The sequence below is a fragment of the Collimonas sp. NPDC087041 genome (genome assembly GCF_044745265.1).
GTDB lineage: Bacteria > Pseudomonadota > Gammaproteobacteria > Burkholderiales > Burkholderiaceae_D > Collimonas.
The window spans coordinates 62,952-78,884 of record NZ_JBIUZX010000006.1 but is presented as its reverse complement, the minus strand read 5'-3'; the positions used below and the strand labels follow the sequence as shown (position 1 = coordinate 78,884).

The 15,933-nt window shown below is 59.1% G+C and carries 13 protein-coding genes; 4 read left to right on the top strand and 9 right to left on the bottom strand.

The features are described 5' to 3' along the window. Window positions 1–18 precede the first annotated feature (18 nt). Entirely contained in the window at window positions 19–600 is a 582-nt protein-coding gene (gene aroQ / locus ACIPF8_RS12765) for a gamma subclass chorismate mutase AroQ (RefSeq protein WP_400421453.1), read from the top strand. Between the two features lie 49 nt (window positions 601–649). Here aroQ and ACIPF8_RS12760 read toward each other — a convergent pair whose 3' ends face one another. Continuing rightward, complete coding sequence (locus ACIPF8_RS12760; protein ID WP_400421451.1) at window positions 650–1,276, bottom strand: hypothetical protein; 627 nt, start codon at window positions 1,274–1,276, stop codon at window positions 650–652. 89 nt (window positions 1,277–1,365) lie between these two features. Next, window positions 1,366–1,809 carry a CHRD domain-containing protein gene (locus ACIPF8_RS12755; RefSeq protein ID WP_400421449.1) on the bottom strand — a complete coding sequence of 148 codons (444 nt, stop codon included), beginning with the start codon at window positions 1,807–1,809 and terminating at the stop codon, window positions 1,366–1,368. A 202-nt stretch (window positions 1,810–2,011) separates the two neighbouring features. On the opposite strand from ACIPF8_RS12755, the gene ACIPF8_RS12750 reads away from it, so the two are divergent. The 3 genes from ACIPF8_RS12750 to ACIPF8_RS12740 all read left to right on the top strand — a co-directional run bounded on the left by ACIPF8_RS12750 (window position 2,012) and on the right by ACIPF8_RS12740 (window position 6,884). Next, window positions 2,012–2,956, top strand: coding sequence for a cation diffusion facilitator family transporter (locus ACIPF8_RS12750; RefSeq protein ID WP_400421447.1), 945 nt, complete (start codon window positions 2,012–2,014; stop codon window positions 2,954–2,956). 482 nt (window positions 2,957–3,438) lie between these two features. Then, a complete protein-coding gene (locus tag ACIPF8_RS12745; RefSeq protein ID WP_400421445.1) occupies window positions 3,439–5,616 on the top strand; it encodes a TonB-dependent siderophore receptor in 2,178 nt (725 codons plus the stop codon). An 8-nt stretch (window positions 5,617–5,624) separates the two neighbouring features. Beyond that, window positions 5,625–6,884 (top strand): PepSY-associated TM helix domain-containing protein, encoded by a 1,260-nt coding sequence (locus ACIPF8_RS12740; protein ID WP_400421443.1) that lies wholly within the window; start codon window positions 5,625–5,627, stop codon window positions 6,882–6,884. A gap of 53 nt (window positions 6,885–6,937) precedes the next feature. Here ACIPF8_RS12740 and ACIPF8_RS12735 read toward each other — a convergent pair whose 3' ends face one another. The 7 genes from ACIPF8_RS12735 to ACIPF8_RS12705 all read right to left on the bottom strand — a co-directional run bounded on the left by ACIPF8_RS12735 (window position 6,938) and on the right by ACIPF8_RS12705 (window position 15,463). Then, on the bottom strand, window positions 6,938–7,948 hold the full coding sequence (locus ACIPF8_RS12735; RefSeq protein WP_400421441.1) for a diguanylate cyclase domain-containing protein: 1,011 nt from the start codon (window positions 7,946–7,948) through the stop codon (window positions 6,938–6,940). 30 nt (window positions 7,949–7,978) lie between these two features. Then, window positions 7,979–9,016, bottom strand: coding sequence for a chemotaxis response regulator protein-glutamate methylesterase (locus ACIPF8_RS12730; protein WP_400421439.1), 1,038 nt, complete (start codon window positions 9,014–9,016; stop codon window positions 7,979–7,981). Then, the gene (locus ACIPF8_RS12725; RefSeq protein ID WP_400421437.1) at window positions 9,013–11,283 is read right to left on the bottom strand and encodes a hybrid sensor histidine kinase/response regulator; all 2,271 of its coding nucleotides are present in this window, start codon (window positions 11,281–11,283) and stop codon (window positions 9,013–9,015) included. Before ACIPF8_RS12725 ends, ACIPF8_RS12730 begins: the two co-directional genes overlap by 4 nt. After that, entirely contained in the window at window positions 11,276–11,968 is a 693-nt protein-coding gene (locus ACIPF8_RS12720) for a chemotaxis protein CheW (RefSeq protein ID WP_400421436.1), read from the bottom strand. Before ACIPF8_RS12720 ends, ACIPF8_RS12725 begins: the two co-directional genes overlap by 8 nt. An 87-nt stretch (window positions 11,969–12,055) precedes the next feature. Next, on the bottom strand, window positions 12,056–13,300 hold the full coding sequence (locus ACIPF8_RS12715; RefSeq protein ID WP_400421434.1) for a CheR family methyltransferase: 1,245 nt from the start codon (window positions 13,298–13,300) through the stop codon (window positions 12,056–12,058). Beyond that, window positions 13,300–13,758, bottom strand: a complete 459-nt coding sequence (locus tag ACIPF8_RS12710; protein WP_400421432.1) for a chemotaxis protein CheW — start codon at window positions 13,756–13,758, stop codon at window positions 13,300–13,302. The genes ACIPF8_RS12715 and ACIPF8_RS12710 overlap by 1 nt, the downstream gene beginning before the upstream one ends. 73 nt (window positions 13,759–13,831) lie before the next feature. Beyond that, window positions 13,832–15,463 (bottom strand): methyl-accepting chemotaxis protein, encoded by a 1,632-nt coding sequence (locus ACIPF8_RS12705; RefSeq protein WP_400421430.1) that lies wholly within the window; start codon window positions 15,461–15,463, stop codon window positions 13,832–13,834. Window positions 15,464–15,933 lie beyond the last annotated feature (470 nt).

The following is a 15,933-nucleotide window of genomic DNA, read 5'->3' as shown; positions in this document are numbered from 1 at the left end:
GCCCCAAAGAGAGAACTCATGAAAAATATGAAGATGCAAATTCCAGGCCAATTCGGCCGCTGGCTCGCCATTCTGCTGCTCGCGGCGCTCGCCGCCTGCCAAAGCGTTCCGCCATCCCTGACGATATCCGATAGCGAACAGATTGACCAGTTGCTGATCCTGATCGACCAGCGCCTGGCGGTAGCGCCGCAAGTGGCCAAGGCCAAGTGGAACTCCGGCGCGCCCATCAACGATCCACCGCGCGAGAAGCTTATCCTGGACGATGTGTTGAAACAGGCCGACGGCTTGGACCCGGCTTTTGTCCGAAAATTTTTCCAGGCCCAGTTCGATGCCAGCAAAGCCTTGCAGCAGGAGTTACAAGACCAATGGCGATCCGAGGGGCGCGGCAAATTTGACCAGGTGGCTGATCTCAGCCGCGACGTGCGGCCGGTTCTGGATAATCTGACCCCGCAACTGATCACGGCGCTGCACCGCACCCGGCCCTTGTTGAACAGGCCGGAGACCCGGGATTATATAGAAACCCGTTCGCTGCAACTGGTACGTGGCGATATCGACGGTAAGCCGCGGCGACTTGCGCTACTAGGCCTGGGCGTTAAATGACGCCAGCGCGGTAACACGCTCTGGACCAAAAAAAAACGAATCTTCAACGTCAGCAATGGCCCCAGAACATCCTGGTTTGCACTTCGTCCCGTTCGCGCCGCATGCGGTCGCGGATGTGCGGCGCTTGCCAGTGGCGGGCGCGGTTGTAGTTGTAATCGAGCCACTCGAACCGACGCCCCAGCGCCGTGCAGTCGACACTCGGTTCGGTGCCGATTGAGGTGATCGGCTCGATGACGCTGCCCGGAGGCGCTGCCTGCGCCACGGGTGGGGGCGGCTGGCGCAGCGTGTTTTCAACGGTCGCCCGGTCGTAGCCGGGAATGATCGCGTTGTCGGTGATTTGCAGCGATTCGCCGCTGCTGCCGCGCGGACAACCTTTGTCGGTGTAGACGATCTTGCCGTCAATACGGCATTTGGCGATGGTGCCGACGTGCTCCAATACCGGTTCGCTCGAACGTTGCGGCGTTACGGTCTGGGGGTTGTCGGCGAGCGCGGCGACGGCGGGCGTCGTGGGTGGCGTGACGGACGCCGGATTGTGGGCCGTTGCCTGGCTGTCGGCGGGTTTTACGTTGTCCTGCGTGGACTGATTGGTGGCAGAACGATCGATTGCAAATAATGCGCCGCCGACAAGTGCGACAGCAAGAGCGATGGCGCCGGAAATGCGAAGGGCAGGGTGCATGCGTCTATTCAGAATATGGGCTGGCCGCCATGGCTGTCCGGTACGATGGATTGTCTACGGAGCAGGCATGGCGGTTGCAGCAGTCAGGATCAAGGCAGCAATTGTGCGCGGATTTCGCCCGCGGGATTGGTGGCGCTGTGCACGTTGACGTACAGGTTGCCGGCCAAGTAGCTGGCATATTGGGCATCCGTGAATTTGGTGTTGGCCGGTACCGACCAGGTGTTGTCGCCAGTCTTGACCAGTCCTACCAGAACCGGCCCGTTCTTGCCGACCGCGCCTTCATGGATGTGCGCCACCTTGCCTTGTATGCCGTCGGTAGTGATGCTGCCGCTGACAGACTTGTCGGCTGCCACCACGATGGTTCCGCTGCCGGTCGCCGACGAGCCGGTAGGAGGCACTTCGTGTGCGCCATCGAGGCTGATCTTGCTGGTATGTCCCATATCCATGGACATGGTCGAACACGCTCCCAGCAGGAGCGCCAGGGCGACAGAAGCGAACAACGACGGCCTGACATTTTTCAGTAGCTTAGCCATTTTCTTTCCTTCGTTTTGGTTGTGGGGAAGCGCACACATTAGTGTAGTCCGCTTTCGGCATTACGGAATGTTTTATATGTCTGCTTGACCCTGAAGTAGCTAAAGGGTTTTTAATAGGCATACGACGTCGAAAAAAATCGATTGCAGAACGCATCGCGTCAACACTGATACATTACGAACAACACGCATTCCGAGGATATCCATGAGCGCAGGCCATACCCATGCCTTACCCAGCAGCCAGAACGAAAAATATATCTGGATTGCGCTGGCGCTGACATCAACTTTCCTGGTGGTGGAGGTGATCGGCGGCCTCGTCACGGGCAGCCTGGCGCTGATTTCAGACGCTGCGCACATGCTGACCGATACCATGGCGCTGGCGATTGCATTGGCGGCAATCCGCATTGCCCGGCGAGCTCCCGACGCCCGCCGTACCTTCGGCTATCATCGCTTCGAAATCCTGGCAGCAGCATTCAATGCGGCATTGCTGTTCCTGGTGGCGATGTATATTTTGTACGAGGCTTACCAGCGTTTCCGCAGCCCGGCCGAGATCCAGTCGACCGGCATGCTGGTGATTGCCGTGTTCGGCCTGGTAGTCAATCTGATCAGCATGCGCCTGCTCAGCAGCGGCAAGGATGCCAGCCTGAACGTCAAGGGCGCCTATCTCGAAGTATGGAGCGACATGCTCGGTTCGCTCGGGGTGATCGCGGGCGCGTTGTTGATTCGTTATACCGGTTGGGCCTGGGTCGATTCGTTGATTGCGGTGCTGATCGGCCTGTGGGTGCTGCCACGCACCTGGGTGCTACTGAAGGAAAGCGTGAATATCCTGTTGGAGGGGGTGCCGGAAGGGATGGACATCGCCCAGGTGCAAACTGCCATGCGCGCCGTCCCTGGCGTGTTGAGCGTGCATGATTTCCATCTATGGGCGCTCACCAGCGGCAAGGCCAGCCTGACCGCGCATGTGGTGCATGATCCTGCCTATAGCGCGGAACAGCAATTGCTGCCGGCGCTCAAGGATGTCCTGGCAAAGCAATTTTCGGTGTACCACACGACCTTGCAATTCGAGACAATACCTTGCGTCCATACCGATGACGGTTGCAATTACGGCGCGCCGGAAGAGGGACACGAAGCCTCGCATACGCATGCGTGACAGCAGTGCCGGCTGCGTCTGGTCGGCATTCTAGCTGCGAACCGGAGCGTACCTGACGCTCCGCGTTCTTGTCTTGAGTTGATTGTTGTGACGGCAATTCATGGTTGTTGTTTTTGTATTTTTTTTGCTTTATTTTCTTTTGTTGATCAGATCGACAAATCGCTTGCCATGATCCTGGCAAGTGCAACGGCGTCCCGCTTTCTACCCGAATCCGACATAAATCCTGCACGTTAATCGCCGCCACGCCGCATCTGCTGCGGCAAATTTTATGTTGATAATGCAAATCATTCGCATTATTATTCGTCTTTTGAAAATCCTCACCTTGTGTCGCGCCGTGGCTGCAATCCGAATTGCGCTCGACCATTCTGGTCGGGCTAGCATGCGCGTCACTGAAAGAGGCGCTTGTCGCATATTTTCAAATTGGCAATTGTTCACCTCAAAACATAAAAAACTTTTTGCGATCAACTCAGGGATAACCACCGATGACTAACAACAACGCGGCGCCTGCGCCGATGCATGATCCTTCACGTCCACCAACGCTGCGTGCAATGAGCGCCGCTGTGGCGCTGACGCTGTCGGCGGTGGCGCCTCAACTGGCGCTGGCGCAGCAAGCTGCTGTCGCAGGAGCAGATGCCGCATTGCCGGAAGTGGTCGTAACCGCTGGCAACGACCAGCAGACACCGACTGAAAAGACCGGCAGCTACACGGTGCGCAAGAGTAATGCGGCGACCAAGATGGACATGTCATTGCGTGAGACGCCGCAATCGGTATCGGTGGTGACGCGCGCCAAGATGGACGACTTCAAGCTCGATAACATCAATGAGGTGCTGGCTGGCACCACCGGCGTTACCGTCGAAAAAGTTGAAACCGACCGTACCTACTACACCGCACGCGGCTTCGATATCACCAACTTCCAGTTCGACGGCGTTGGTATTCCGATGGTGTTCGGCAATCAGAACGGCGACCTTGATACTGCGATGTACGACCGTATCGAAGTGGTGCGCGGCGCCAACGGTTTGATGTCGTCGACCGGCAACCCGTCTGCCACCGTGAATTTCGTGCGCAAGCGCCCGACCTATGATTTCGAGGCTGCGGCCGGCGTCAGCTATGGCTCCTGGAACACGCGCCGCATCGATGCCGATGTCTCGGGCGCGTTGAACAGCGCGGGTACCGTGGCGGCGCGCGTAGTCGTGGCGCATCAGGATGGCGATTCCTACCTGGACCGCTATCAGCCCAGCAAGAATATTTTCTATGGCGTGATCGAGGCCAACCTGAGCGACGACACGCTACTGACGCTTGGCTACAGTTATCAGAAAAATGATGGCAAGGGCGCCATGTGGGGAGCACTGCCGCTGTACTACACCAACGGTGTGCCGACCAACTATGGCGTTGGCGCCAGCACGTCGGCCGACTGGTCGTTCTGGAATTCAGAAGATCAGCGCGCATTCGCCGAGCTCAATCATCGTTTCAATGAGGACTGGCAGTGGAAGACAACCCTGGCGCGCAACACGCAGACCAACGACAGCAAGCTTTTCTACGTCTACGGCACACCGGATCAAGCTACCGGCACCGGCTTGTTCAGCTATCCGTCGCAGTACCACTCGGAGAACAAGCAGACTTTGCTCGACAGCTATGTCACCGGCAAGTACAGCCTCGGCGGCCGTCGTCATGACCTGACTTTCGGCGCCAGCTGGTCGCGTTCGACACTCGACGATGTCTCGCACTACGGCCAGGGCATTGGTACGCCATTAACCGAAACTACGGCCCTCGACGGCAACTACCCCGAGCCTGATTTCAACGCCTCGACCGATGGCAGCTCTTATGTCTCCAAGCGGAAGACCTTGTACGCGGCGACCCGTCTCAACCTGGCGGATGATCTCAAGCTGCTGTTGGGCGCCAACTATACCGATGCCAAGACCACCGGCGTCGCTTATGGCGTCAGCCAGGATACCAGCGCCAGCAAGACCACGCCGTACGCCGGCCTGGTATATGACCTGAACAAGAATCTGTCGGCCTACGCCAGCTATACCCAGATATTCAACCCGCAAAACCAGACCGACATCAATGGCGCCACGCTCAAACCGGTTGAAGGCAAGAGTTACGAATTGGGCTTGAAGAGTGAATTCTTCAACCGCCGTTTGAATGCTTCGGCAGCGCTGTTCCGGGTCGACCAAAACAATTCGGCGGAGCAGGCCGGTTATGTCGGCGCCAAGGCCTACTATCGCGGCATCAATGCGCATTCGGAAGGTCTGGAACTGGAGCTTTCCGGAGAAATGGCCAAGGGCTTGCAGGGTAGCGTCGGCTATACGGTGATGACCATCAAGGACGACGATGGCAATTCGGTTAAAAACTATGTCCCGAAAAAAACCTTGCGCATGGCGGCCACTTATCAAATCCCGCAATTCGAAAAACTGAAGGTCGGCGCCAGCGTCAACTGGCAAGGCACGACCAGCTACACGCAAACGCCGACCATCACCACGGTGCAGGAAGGCTATGCGTTGCTTAACCTGATGGCGCGTTACGACATCAACAAGCAGGTCAGCATCAGCGCCAACCTGAATAACGTGACCAACAAGAAATACATTTCCAGCCTGTACTGGTCGCAGGGTTATTACGGTGCACCGATTAACGGCAGCGTTGCCGTCAACTGGAAGTATTAAGGGCAACCATGTCGCTACGTCCTTTACTGGTCATCGTGCACCGCTGGTTCGGCCTGGCGGCGGCAGTGTTCCTGTTCATCGCCGGCGCCACCGGCGCCGTCATTTCCTGGGATCACGAGCTGGATGCCTGGCTCAATCCGCAGTTGTTCCAAGCCCGCAGTGCCGAACAGGCGCAGCAGTCGCCACCGGGCAAGGTCATGCCGGGATTGCAGTTGGCCAACCTGGTCGAGGAGCAGGATCCGCGCCTGCGTGTCACCTATGTGATGACGGAAAGCGAGCCGGGCCATACCAGCAGCATGATGGTGGAGGCGCGTGTCGATCCGGCCACCAAACAACCTTACGATCTGGGTTTCAACCAGATCGCAGTGGATCCGGTCACCGGAGAAATCCAGGGAAAGCGCATGTGGGGCGCGGTTTCGCTGAGTCGAGAAAACCTGCTGCCGTTCTTGTACAAGCTGCATTACACAATGCATCTGCCGGACGTCGGCGGGATTGAGCTCGGGGTCTGGCTGATGGGCATCATCGGCGTGGTGTGGACGCTCGATTGCTTCATTGCGCTGTGGCTGTCTTTCCCCAACTGGCGCAGCTGGCGCAAGTCATTTGCGTTCCGCTGGCGGCAGGGTGGGCACAAACTGAATTTCGACTTGCACCGCTCGGGTGGCGTATGGCTGTGGATATTGCTGCTGATCCTGGCAGTGACCTCGGTCTCGATGAATCTGGAGCGGCCCGTGATGCGGCCGATCATCCTGTCGATGTCGACCCTGACGCCGACTGCGTTTGATACCCGCGTACCGAAGGCGCCGGCCCAAGCCCAGGCCGTGGATGCCAAGGTCACGCGTGAACAGGTTGTGGCGCAGGCCGCCAGCGAAGGGCAGCGGCGCGGCTGGACATCGCCGGTTGGTGGCGTGTTCTACTCGTCGGCATTCGGTTTGTACGGCGTCGGTTTCTTCGAGGTCGGCAACGATCACGGCGATGTCGGACTCGGCAACACCTGGCTGTATTTCGATGCCGACAGCGGTGCTCCGGCAGGCGGCAAGATACCCGGCACCGGCAGCGCCGGCGACTTGTTCTTGCAAGCCCAGTTCCCGCTGCATTCGGGGCGGATTCTCGGCATTCCCGGACGCATCATGATTTCATTGCTGGGCGCGGCTGTTGCATTGCTGAGTGTCACCGGCGTCATCATCTGGGCCCGCAAGCGGCGCGCTCGGCAGTCATCGGCGCGTCAGGCAGGCGCAGTCGCCTCGTCGAGGCCGGCCACGGCGAAATAGCATTTTTTCGATACGCAGTGCAGTGCACTGCGTTCGATCACCCGACAACCTAATCAGACAGCGGTTTCAACCCGGTTCTTGCCGCTGCGCTTGGCGCGGTAGAGTGCCTGGTCGGCCGCTTCCACCAGTTTCGTCTGCAAACTTCCGCGCGCCGGCACTACTGTGGCGCCGCCAATGCTGACTGTGACGCGGCCGTCGTTTTTGGAGCCGGTGTGGGTAATGTTCAACGCATGCACCGCCGTTTGCAGCTTTTCCGCCTGCGCCACCATATGTTCAGGCGACATGGCTGGCAGCACCAGGACGAACTCCTCGCCGCCGATGCGCGCTGCCAGGTCGGTTGGCCGCCTGGCAAATGTGCCGATGCATTCGGCGACCTGCTTCAGTGCGGTGTCGCCGGCCAGGTGGCCGTAGGTGTCGTTGTACAGCTTGAAGTCGTCGATATCGATCATCAACAGCGACAGTGGAGTCTGCTCGCGTTCTGCGCGTTTCCATTCGGCGCCGAAATATTCATCGAAGTAACGCCGGTTGGCCAGTCCGGTGAGGCCATCGGAGTTGGTCAGGCGCTGCAGTTCCAGGTTGGTTTCCAACAGTTTCTGTTGGCTTTGCCGCAGTGCCCGGTAGGCTTCGTCGCGCTGCAACAGGTTGACGTAGGAGCGCGAGTGATAGCGGATGCGCGCTACCAGTTCGATCGTGTCGGGCAGTTTGACCAGGTAATCGTTGGCGCCAGCGGTGAATGCCGCACTCTTGACTGCCGGGTCTTCACGGGTCGACAACACAATGATGGGCACGTTGCGCGTTGCCGGATTGGCGCGATACTGGCGCACCAGAGTCAAGCCGTCGATGCCTGGCATCACCAGGTCTTGCAGGATCACTGTCGGCCGGGTTTTTTGCGCTGCTTCGATCGCTTCGTCGGGATGGGCGCAGTAATGGAAATCGATGTTGATCTGGTTCGACAGCGCGCGCCTGACTGCTTCACCCACCATGGCCTGGTCGTCAACCAGCAGCACCATGACTGGATAATCGTCAGGCGGCTGGTCGGTGTCGAGGTTTAATTCGGTATACATATGCTTGCTCCGTATCTGGACTGCTTGTTCCTACTGCTTCGAGACGATGCTCAGCAGCTTTTCTGAAATTTGATTGATCGGCAGGATGACATCGGCGGCATTCAGCAGCGCTGCAGCTTTCGGCATGCCGTAGACGGCGCTCGATTCCTGATCTTGCGCGATCGTGTAGTAACCCTTGTCACGCATGGCTTTCAAGCCCAGTGCGCCATCGCGACCCATGCCGGTCAACAGGATGCCGACAGCCTTGCCGGCCCATAATTCGACCACGCTCTGGAAAAACACATCGATCGATGGCCGGTACGGATAGCCGCTGGGTTGTTCGGTGTAGCCAAGCTGGAACGGCCGGGTCAGGCGCAAATGGTCGTTGGTGCCGGCCAGCAGCACGCAACCCGGAGTCGGACTGTCGCCGGCCTGTGCCAGCTGTACCGGCAATTTGATCTGGCTGGCCAGCCAGTCGGCCATGCCGGCGGCAAACTGGGCATCGACATGCTGCACCACCACCAGTGCTGCTGGAAAGTCGGCCGGCAGTTGTGACAGCAAGGTCGCCAGCGCGGCGGGACCGCCGGCTGAAGCGCCAATCGCCACCAGGTACTTGGAATTGGCTGTCTGCGGCGGCATGGCATATTTGTTTGCCGGATTTATCGCGCTGCCGTTGTCTGTCGGCGTCTGCCGCTGGTTGATCAATTTTTCTATCGAATCGATCTTCGCCAGCAGCGAATTGGCGCCATTGCGCGGATGCTTGACCAGTGCGGTCGGGGTATCGATGGCGTCGAGCGCGCCGTAGGCCATTGCTTCGTAGACCGCCGACACGTTGGCGCCGACATCGCCGGTGACCACCAGGATCGGGCAAGGAGTGTGCGTCATGATGTGACGGGTTGCCGCCACGCCGTCCATCACCGGCATCAGCAAATCCATCAAGACCAGGTCGGGCAACTGCCAGGCGCACAGTTCGGTGGCGCGTTGGCCATCCTCGGCGATCCAGATGATTTCGTGGTCCTTGCGTTGCGCCAGCGCGCGTCGCAGCGCCTCTATCGCAATCGGCGCGTCGTTGACAATGCCTATTTTCATGCGTTGGCCTCGCCGATCAGATCTTCGACAGCTTGCAGCAAGGTTTCGTCATGGAAGCTGGCCTTGGCGAGATAGTAGTCGGCTCCTGCTTCGAGCCCGCGCTGGCGGTCTTCCTGGCGATCCTTGTACGAGACGATCATGACCGGAATTGCTTTCAATTGCGGGTTCTTTTTGATCAGCGTCACCAATTCGATACCGTCCATGCGCGGCATGTCGATATCCGTGATGACCAGGTCGAACGGTTCGCTGCGCAACACGTTCCAGCCATCCATGCCATCCACTGCGACACGCACGGCATAGCCGCGGTTGCTGAGCAACTTGCGTTCCAGCTCTCGCACCGTCAGCGAATCGTCGACCACCAGCACCCGTTTACTGGATTTGACCTGCTGATTGTCGGCGCTGTTCTGGATTTTGTCGAGATGACCCTGGGCAATCAGTTTTTCGACCGAGCGCAGCATGTCGGCAACGTCCAGTATCAGCACCGGCGCGCCGTTTTCCATCAGCGCGGCGGCGGCGATATCCTTGATCTTGCCCAGTCGCGTGTCGAGCGGCTGTACCACCAGCATGTGCTCGCCCAGCAGGCGATCAACCTGCAGGCCGTAAGTCTGGCCTTGATTGCCGATCACGACCAGCGCGATCCCGTCTTCTCCGGCCGGCGCCTCGCCGCTCCGCAGTATCTGGCTGGCCGCAACCAGGCCGATCTGGCGGCCGTCGAACGAAAAATGCTGGCGGCCTTCGAGCATTTCGATCTGTTGCCTGTCTAGCATCATCGTGCGGTTGACGTATGCCAGCGGGAAAGCATAAGCCTCGCCGCCGATGTTGACCAGCAAGCTGCGCACCAGCGATAGCGTCAGCGGCAGTTGCAACTGGAACCGCATGCCATGCCCGGGTTCGCTGAACATCTGGATCGTGCCGCGCATCCGCTTGAGCATATCGTGGACAACGTCCAGGCCGACGCCGCGTCCTGAAATTTCAGTGACGGTATCGCGCATGCTGAAGCCGGGCAGCAACAGGAAATTGAGCAGTTCGGAAGTGCTTAGGCGGCCTGCGGTAGCCGGTTCGACCAGGCCGCGCCGGATCACGCTGCTGCGCAGCTGTTCCAGATCGATGCCATTGCCGTCGTCGCTTACGCTGATTTGCAGCAGACCGGCGTGATGGCGCGCGCTCAAAGTGATGACGCCTTCTTCGGGTTTGCCGGCGGCGCGCCGTTGCTGTGGCGTTTCGATGCCGTGGTCGAGCGCATTGCGCAGCAGATGCACCAGTGGCGCTTCCAGCTGTTCCAGGATATCGCGGTCAACCTGGGTGCTCTCGCCGCTGATGTCGAGCCGGACCTGTTTGCCGAGCGTGCGGCCGAGATCGCGCACCATGCGGCCGTAATTGCCGACCCGGTCGGCAAACGGCCGCATGCGGCAAGCCAGCGCCTGGTCATAGAGGCGGCGCGACAGGCTGGTATTGCGGCGTTCAAACGCTTCCAGCTCGGCCATGCGTTCCGCCAGCATCTTTTGGCAGGCATCGATGTGTTGCTGGGTTTCCCGCATTGCATTCAGTTGCAATTCCGATAAATCGCTGCCACGCAAGGTGTCGTGCAGCAGATCGAATGCATGTGCGGCGTGCTGATGCTGTCGCTTGAGGCGCAGCAGCGAAGCATTAAAGGATGGCAGCCAGCGTGATTCCACCAGCGACTCACCTGACAGTCCAACCAGCTGGTTCAAATGTGTCGCGGTGACGCGCAGCATACGGTCGGCGTGATCCTGCTGGGCTTCGGCGGCGGCGCGCGGCGCTTCGAGGTTCGGTTCGGGCGCAGTGATCGAGCGCGTTTCCTGCACTGGTTCCGGTACGTGTTCCTGTCCGTGTTCATCGGCTTGCGCCAGGCTTTCCTGCAAGCCCTGCAGGAAAATGTCGATCTCGCCGCGGCCCGCTCCGGCCTGCCAGAATTCCTGGTCGTCGGCGCTGGCGGCGATGCGTAGCAGCAGGTCGACACCGCGCAGCAACTGGTCGATACGACGCGGCCCCAGCTGGATATTTCCTTGTTGGGCGGAGACAAAGCAGTCTTCCATCACGTGGGTGACATCCACGCCAGCCTGGATGCCAACGATCCGCGCCGCGCCTTTAATCGAATGAGCGGCGCGCATGCAGGCTTCGAGTTGCTCCGGCGAGGCTGTGCGTTCGATGGCGAGCAGGCCGCTGCTCATCGCTTGTGCCTGGGTGTCGACCTCGAGCCGGAACAGGTCGAGCATCGACGCATCGCGCATGTCGTCGCTAGTCATGCAGGCTCCTGTCCAATGTGTGGAACAGCAGTTCTTCGTCGAGCAGACCGACGCTGTGACCATTCCAGTGGATGACCGCATGGGCAAAGTGGCCGGCGCCGCGCGCCAGCGTGGTCGGCACCGGCCGGTGTGCCGTGCTGGCAACGCGCAGCGTGCCATATACTTCATCGGCGTTGAAAGCGGTGGCCTGGCCGTGGCGTCGCACCACCAGCAAACGCGCAGCCGTTTCTTGCGATCGCGTACGCTGGCCGACGCCGGTGATGCCCAGCATGGCCGCCAGCGAGACGCAGGTGACCAGTGCACCGCGGATATTGGCAATGCCGAGCACGGTGGCGTTTTTCTGATGCGGCAGGCCATGTACAGGGCGTAGTTCGGTCACCTCTTCGAACAGCACGGTGGGCAGCGCCAGCCATTCGTCGCCAATACGGAACAGTAGCAGTGACTTCAGGTCAGTGCCATCCTGTTGCTCGTCCTCCGCCTGCTGCTCCCAGTAGTGCGACAGATCTTCCACCTGCAGCCGGTCCAGTAATTCGGCGGCGGCACGCGCATGCACCGGGCAATTGCGGCAGTCGATATGCAGAGCTAGCTGCGTGCATGAGCCGTCGCCTCGTACGCCGATGCGGTTCCAGCAATCGTCGATCTGTACCGGCATGGTCGTAGTTTGTTGATGAAGAGATGGATTCATGGTGTTAGCACGATACACGATCGTTGCCTGCCGGGGTGGACGCACGGTGGGCTGAATGAATAGGGGGCATGGCAAGCCTCATGTCAGCTAGGTATTGTCTGCCGCACGGCGTGCACGCTGCAGCAGCAGTTTGGCGGCGGCCTCGTCGCCCTGGATCTGCAGCAGGGCGGCCAGATGCGTCAATGCGCCGCCATGGGTCGGCTCCAGATACACGGCCTTGCGATAGCACTCTGCCGCTTCTTGCTTGCGGTCGGCTGCATCGTGGATGACGCCCATCAAATAATATGCCGCAGCGCTGCTGCCGTTGCGGTTGATGAGCTGCTCGCACAGGCCCGCTGCCTCAACAAGCTTGCCCTGGTCCGCCAGGCGTTGCACTGCGTCGAGGCCGTCATGCTCAATCGCGGCTGCAGTTGGAGTGTTTACAGAAGCTGGCGCGCTCTTCGGGATTTGCGTTGCAGGATGCCATTGCGCAGAACGGAGTTGCGGCGCCGGCTGTGGCTTGAATGCAGACGGGGCTGGCGGCTTTGCGATGTCCTGTACTTTTGGCGCACCTTGCCGGAAGGCGAAGGCCATAGGTGCGTTGAGCGAGGTGAATGGATGCTGCATGATGAGCGGGCTTTCCGCGGGGCCGACAAACAGCAGGCCCTCGGCTGCCAGGTGCCGGCTCAGGATGGTGATGGCCTGGTGCTGGGTTGGACGATCGAAGTAGATCAGCAGGTTGCGGCAAAATATGATGTCGTAGGGCGGTTCGCCAAGCAGCAGATCGGCGGCGAACAAATTGCCCTGGATGAAACGCACTTGCTGGCGCACCGTTTCAGACAGCGCATAGCCGTGCTCATGGAACGCGAAATAGTGATCGCGGAATGCCATGTCATTGCCGCGGAATGAATTCTTTCCATATACCGCCTGGCGCGCGATGTCGAGCGATTGCGGGCTGATGTCGATGGCGTCGACATGGAACTGCTGCGGCGTCAGGCCAATGTCGAGCAAAGCCATCGCGATCGAATACGGCTCTTCGCCGGTAGAGCAGGGCAGGCTCAGTACCCGCAACGGCTGGCTGGCGTTGGCTGAACGCTGCAACGCCAGTTGCGCCATTTCATTGAACGCTTCGCGGTTGCGGAAGAACCATGTCTCCGGCACGATGACCGATTCAATCAAGTGCAGTTGTTCCTGCTCCGACATCTGCAACAGCAGCCAATATGCGTCAAGGTCGTTGCTGCCGCTTTTGCCGCGCCTGTCGTGCAGGGCGCGCTCCAGCATGGGTCTGCCTATCGATTGGATATCGAGGCCCATGGTGCGTTTCAACATGGTTTCAAATTTTGCCAGCGGCATTACTTCTCCACAGCCGGGAATAATTGTTCCCGCACATCCGGTGGCAGCAGGTCATGAACCTGGACCGACTGGATCAGTCCGCGCGGATCGTCGGTGACCGGGCCGAGATAAGGCGCATTGCGGTGATCGAGGCCGCTATCGCGAAACTCGGACGGCTCGCGGCGCATGATCTCACTGGCTTTTTCCAATATCAGCCCAAGCAGGCGGCTATCCGGTCCCGGCGCCGGGTAGTGCGTCAGCACGATGCGCGTACTGAGACGGCGCTGCGCCGCCCGGCCCGTGGCCAACTGGCTGAGGTCAACGACAGGCACCGATTGGCCGCGATAGGTAAACACGCCGGCCACCCACGACTCGCTGGCCGGCACTTGTTTCAGACTGACCAGCGGCAGCACGACGGATACCTGGCGGGCATCCAGCGCGTAATGATCCTGACCGATTTGAAACAATAAAAAAAGCATGTGATATCGACGTGTCCGATGTATCCGTTGTTTGCATTTGCCGCAGCGGCTTCAGGCTCGCAAAATCAAATTTTCAGCCGAGCTTCAATTTGAAGCGCGATACGCCGTTGCGCAAGCCGTTGGCCGTCAGCGTCAGTTCGTCGATGGCCTGGCTCGATTGGCGCAGCGATTCAACGCTTTGCTGGGCGGCATCGCTCAATTGTCCGAGTGCCTGGCTGATCTGCTCGGCGCCAATGGCCTGCGCTTGCACGCCTTCGTTGACCGACTGGAAGCGTGGCGTCAATGCCTGCACCTGGTGGATGATCTGCGACAGCTGCACGCCAACGTTCTGCACATCGGCGATGCCGCGCCGCACTTCCTCCGAAAATTTATCCATGCCCATTACGCCGGCTGACACCGCGGACTGGATTTCCTTGACCATTTGCTCGATATCGTAGGTGGCTACCGCCGTCTGGTCGGCCAGGCGCCGGATCTCGGTGGCGACCACCGAGAATCCACGGCCGTACTCACCGGCTTTTTCCGCTTCGATAGCGGCGTTCAGCGACAGCAGGTTGGTTTGTCCCGCCACCTTGGTGATCGTCGTGACCACCTGGTTGATATTGCTGGCTTTTTCATTGAGGATGGCGAGCTTGGCATTGACCGAGCCGGCGGCATCCATCACGTGATGCATGGTGTCTTCCATCTGGGTCAGCCCGGCCTGGCCGGTACCGACCAGGCGCGCGGCTTCTTCCGCACCGGCCGACACTTCGTTCATGGTGCTCACCAGTTCGCGCGAGGTCGAGAAGATTTCGCGCGAGGTGGCGCCGATCTCGGTCGTCGTCGCTGCGGTCTCATTGGCTGTGGCCTGCTGCTGTTTGGCGGTGGCAGCGATTTCAACGACTGAAGTGGTGACCTGGATCGCCGATTTCTGGGCTTGTCCAACCAGTCCCGTCAACTCATCCGACATGCGGTTCAAGCCCGCTTCCAGCGCGTGGAATTCATCGTTGCGGTTGAGATTGAGCCGTTGCGACAAGTCACCGGAGCGGATCACTTCCAGGGCGCCGATCACCTCCGCCATCGGCCGCGTAATGGCGCGCAACAGGAAATAGCCGCAGATCAGGGCGGCGATCAAGGCAATCACCAGCGCCACCAGCAGCGTGGTTTTTGCTACGACTACCGCTGCAGCAATTTTATCTACCGACTGTACTTCATCGCGCTGGTTCAGGTCGCGTAGCTCGGTCGCGGCGGCGCGGCCTTTCTGCCAGGCCGGCTCGAGCTGCTCGATCAGCAGGCTGCGCGCCTGGGCATTCTTTTGCGCATCGTCGAGTTTCAATACTTCAGCCATGACGCGCTGGTATTCGGTACGAGCGGCCTTGAAATTGTTGAAATTGTTCCTGTCCTCGCTCACGAAAATGGTCTTGTCGTAATCGATCAGCAATTGATCCAATTTTTCGGCATCGCCACGTAGCGTAGCTAGATCACGCTGGCGCCTTTCCGGCTGCGTATCGAGGGCGATGACTTGTATCACCAGCAGGTAGCTTTGAAACCAGTTGGCACGAATGCCGGTGCTCAATTCCAGGCCTGGCATGGAGTCGGTCTGAAAGCTGGTGGTTTCATGTTCGATCGCCGCCAGCTTGAGATAGGTGACGCCAGCCATGAAGCCCATCAACGCCAGAATGACGCCAAAACTGACCAGCATTCTCTGTTGGATAGTCCATTGCTTCACGTGTTGTCTCTCCTGTTTTTGATGGATGGTCGCCGCATTCGTGCAGCGCGTGCCGACCGGAATATCTTGAGTTTAATTATGCCGCAACTGCGATGGACGCTAATTGCTACGCGGATACAATAAACCAGTCGGACTGAAAGTGGGAAAATTTTTGGCAAATCTAGATTGCCCGCCGGGCGCGATTATTACAGGTTTTTCGTTCTTTATTTGAGAGTGCCATGTTAAAACGTTCAGGTAACAATCAAAAATTTCATATGATGAATTTAAGCGTTGTTTTTACCATGATATGACAGGTGGGAGTCTCGAATTGCCGGTGATTAATTACCGCTGATTTCTACGCTCTCGGCGTCGCAATCGGGTGAGGTTGGCGTAGCAGCTTGTGGGTTGAGTCGTTATAACCGGGCATGAGCGGGTTTTCGTGTTTACTGAGCGTGACAGCGTTTAGTTTTTTGCCAAGCGGGTCTGTTCAA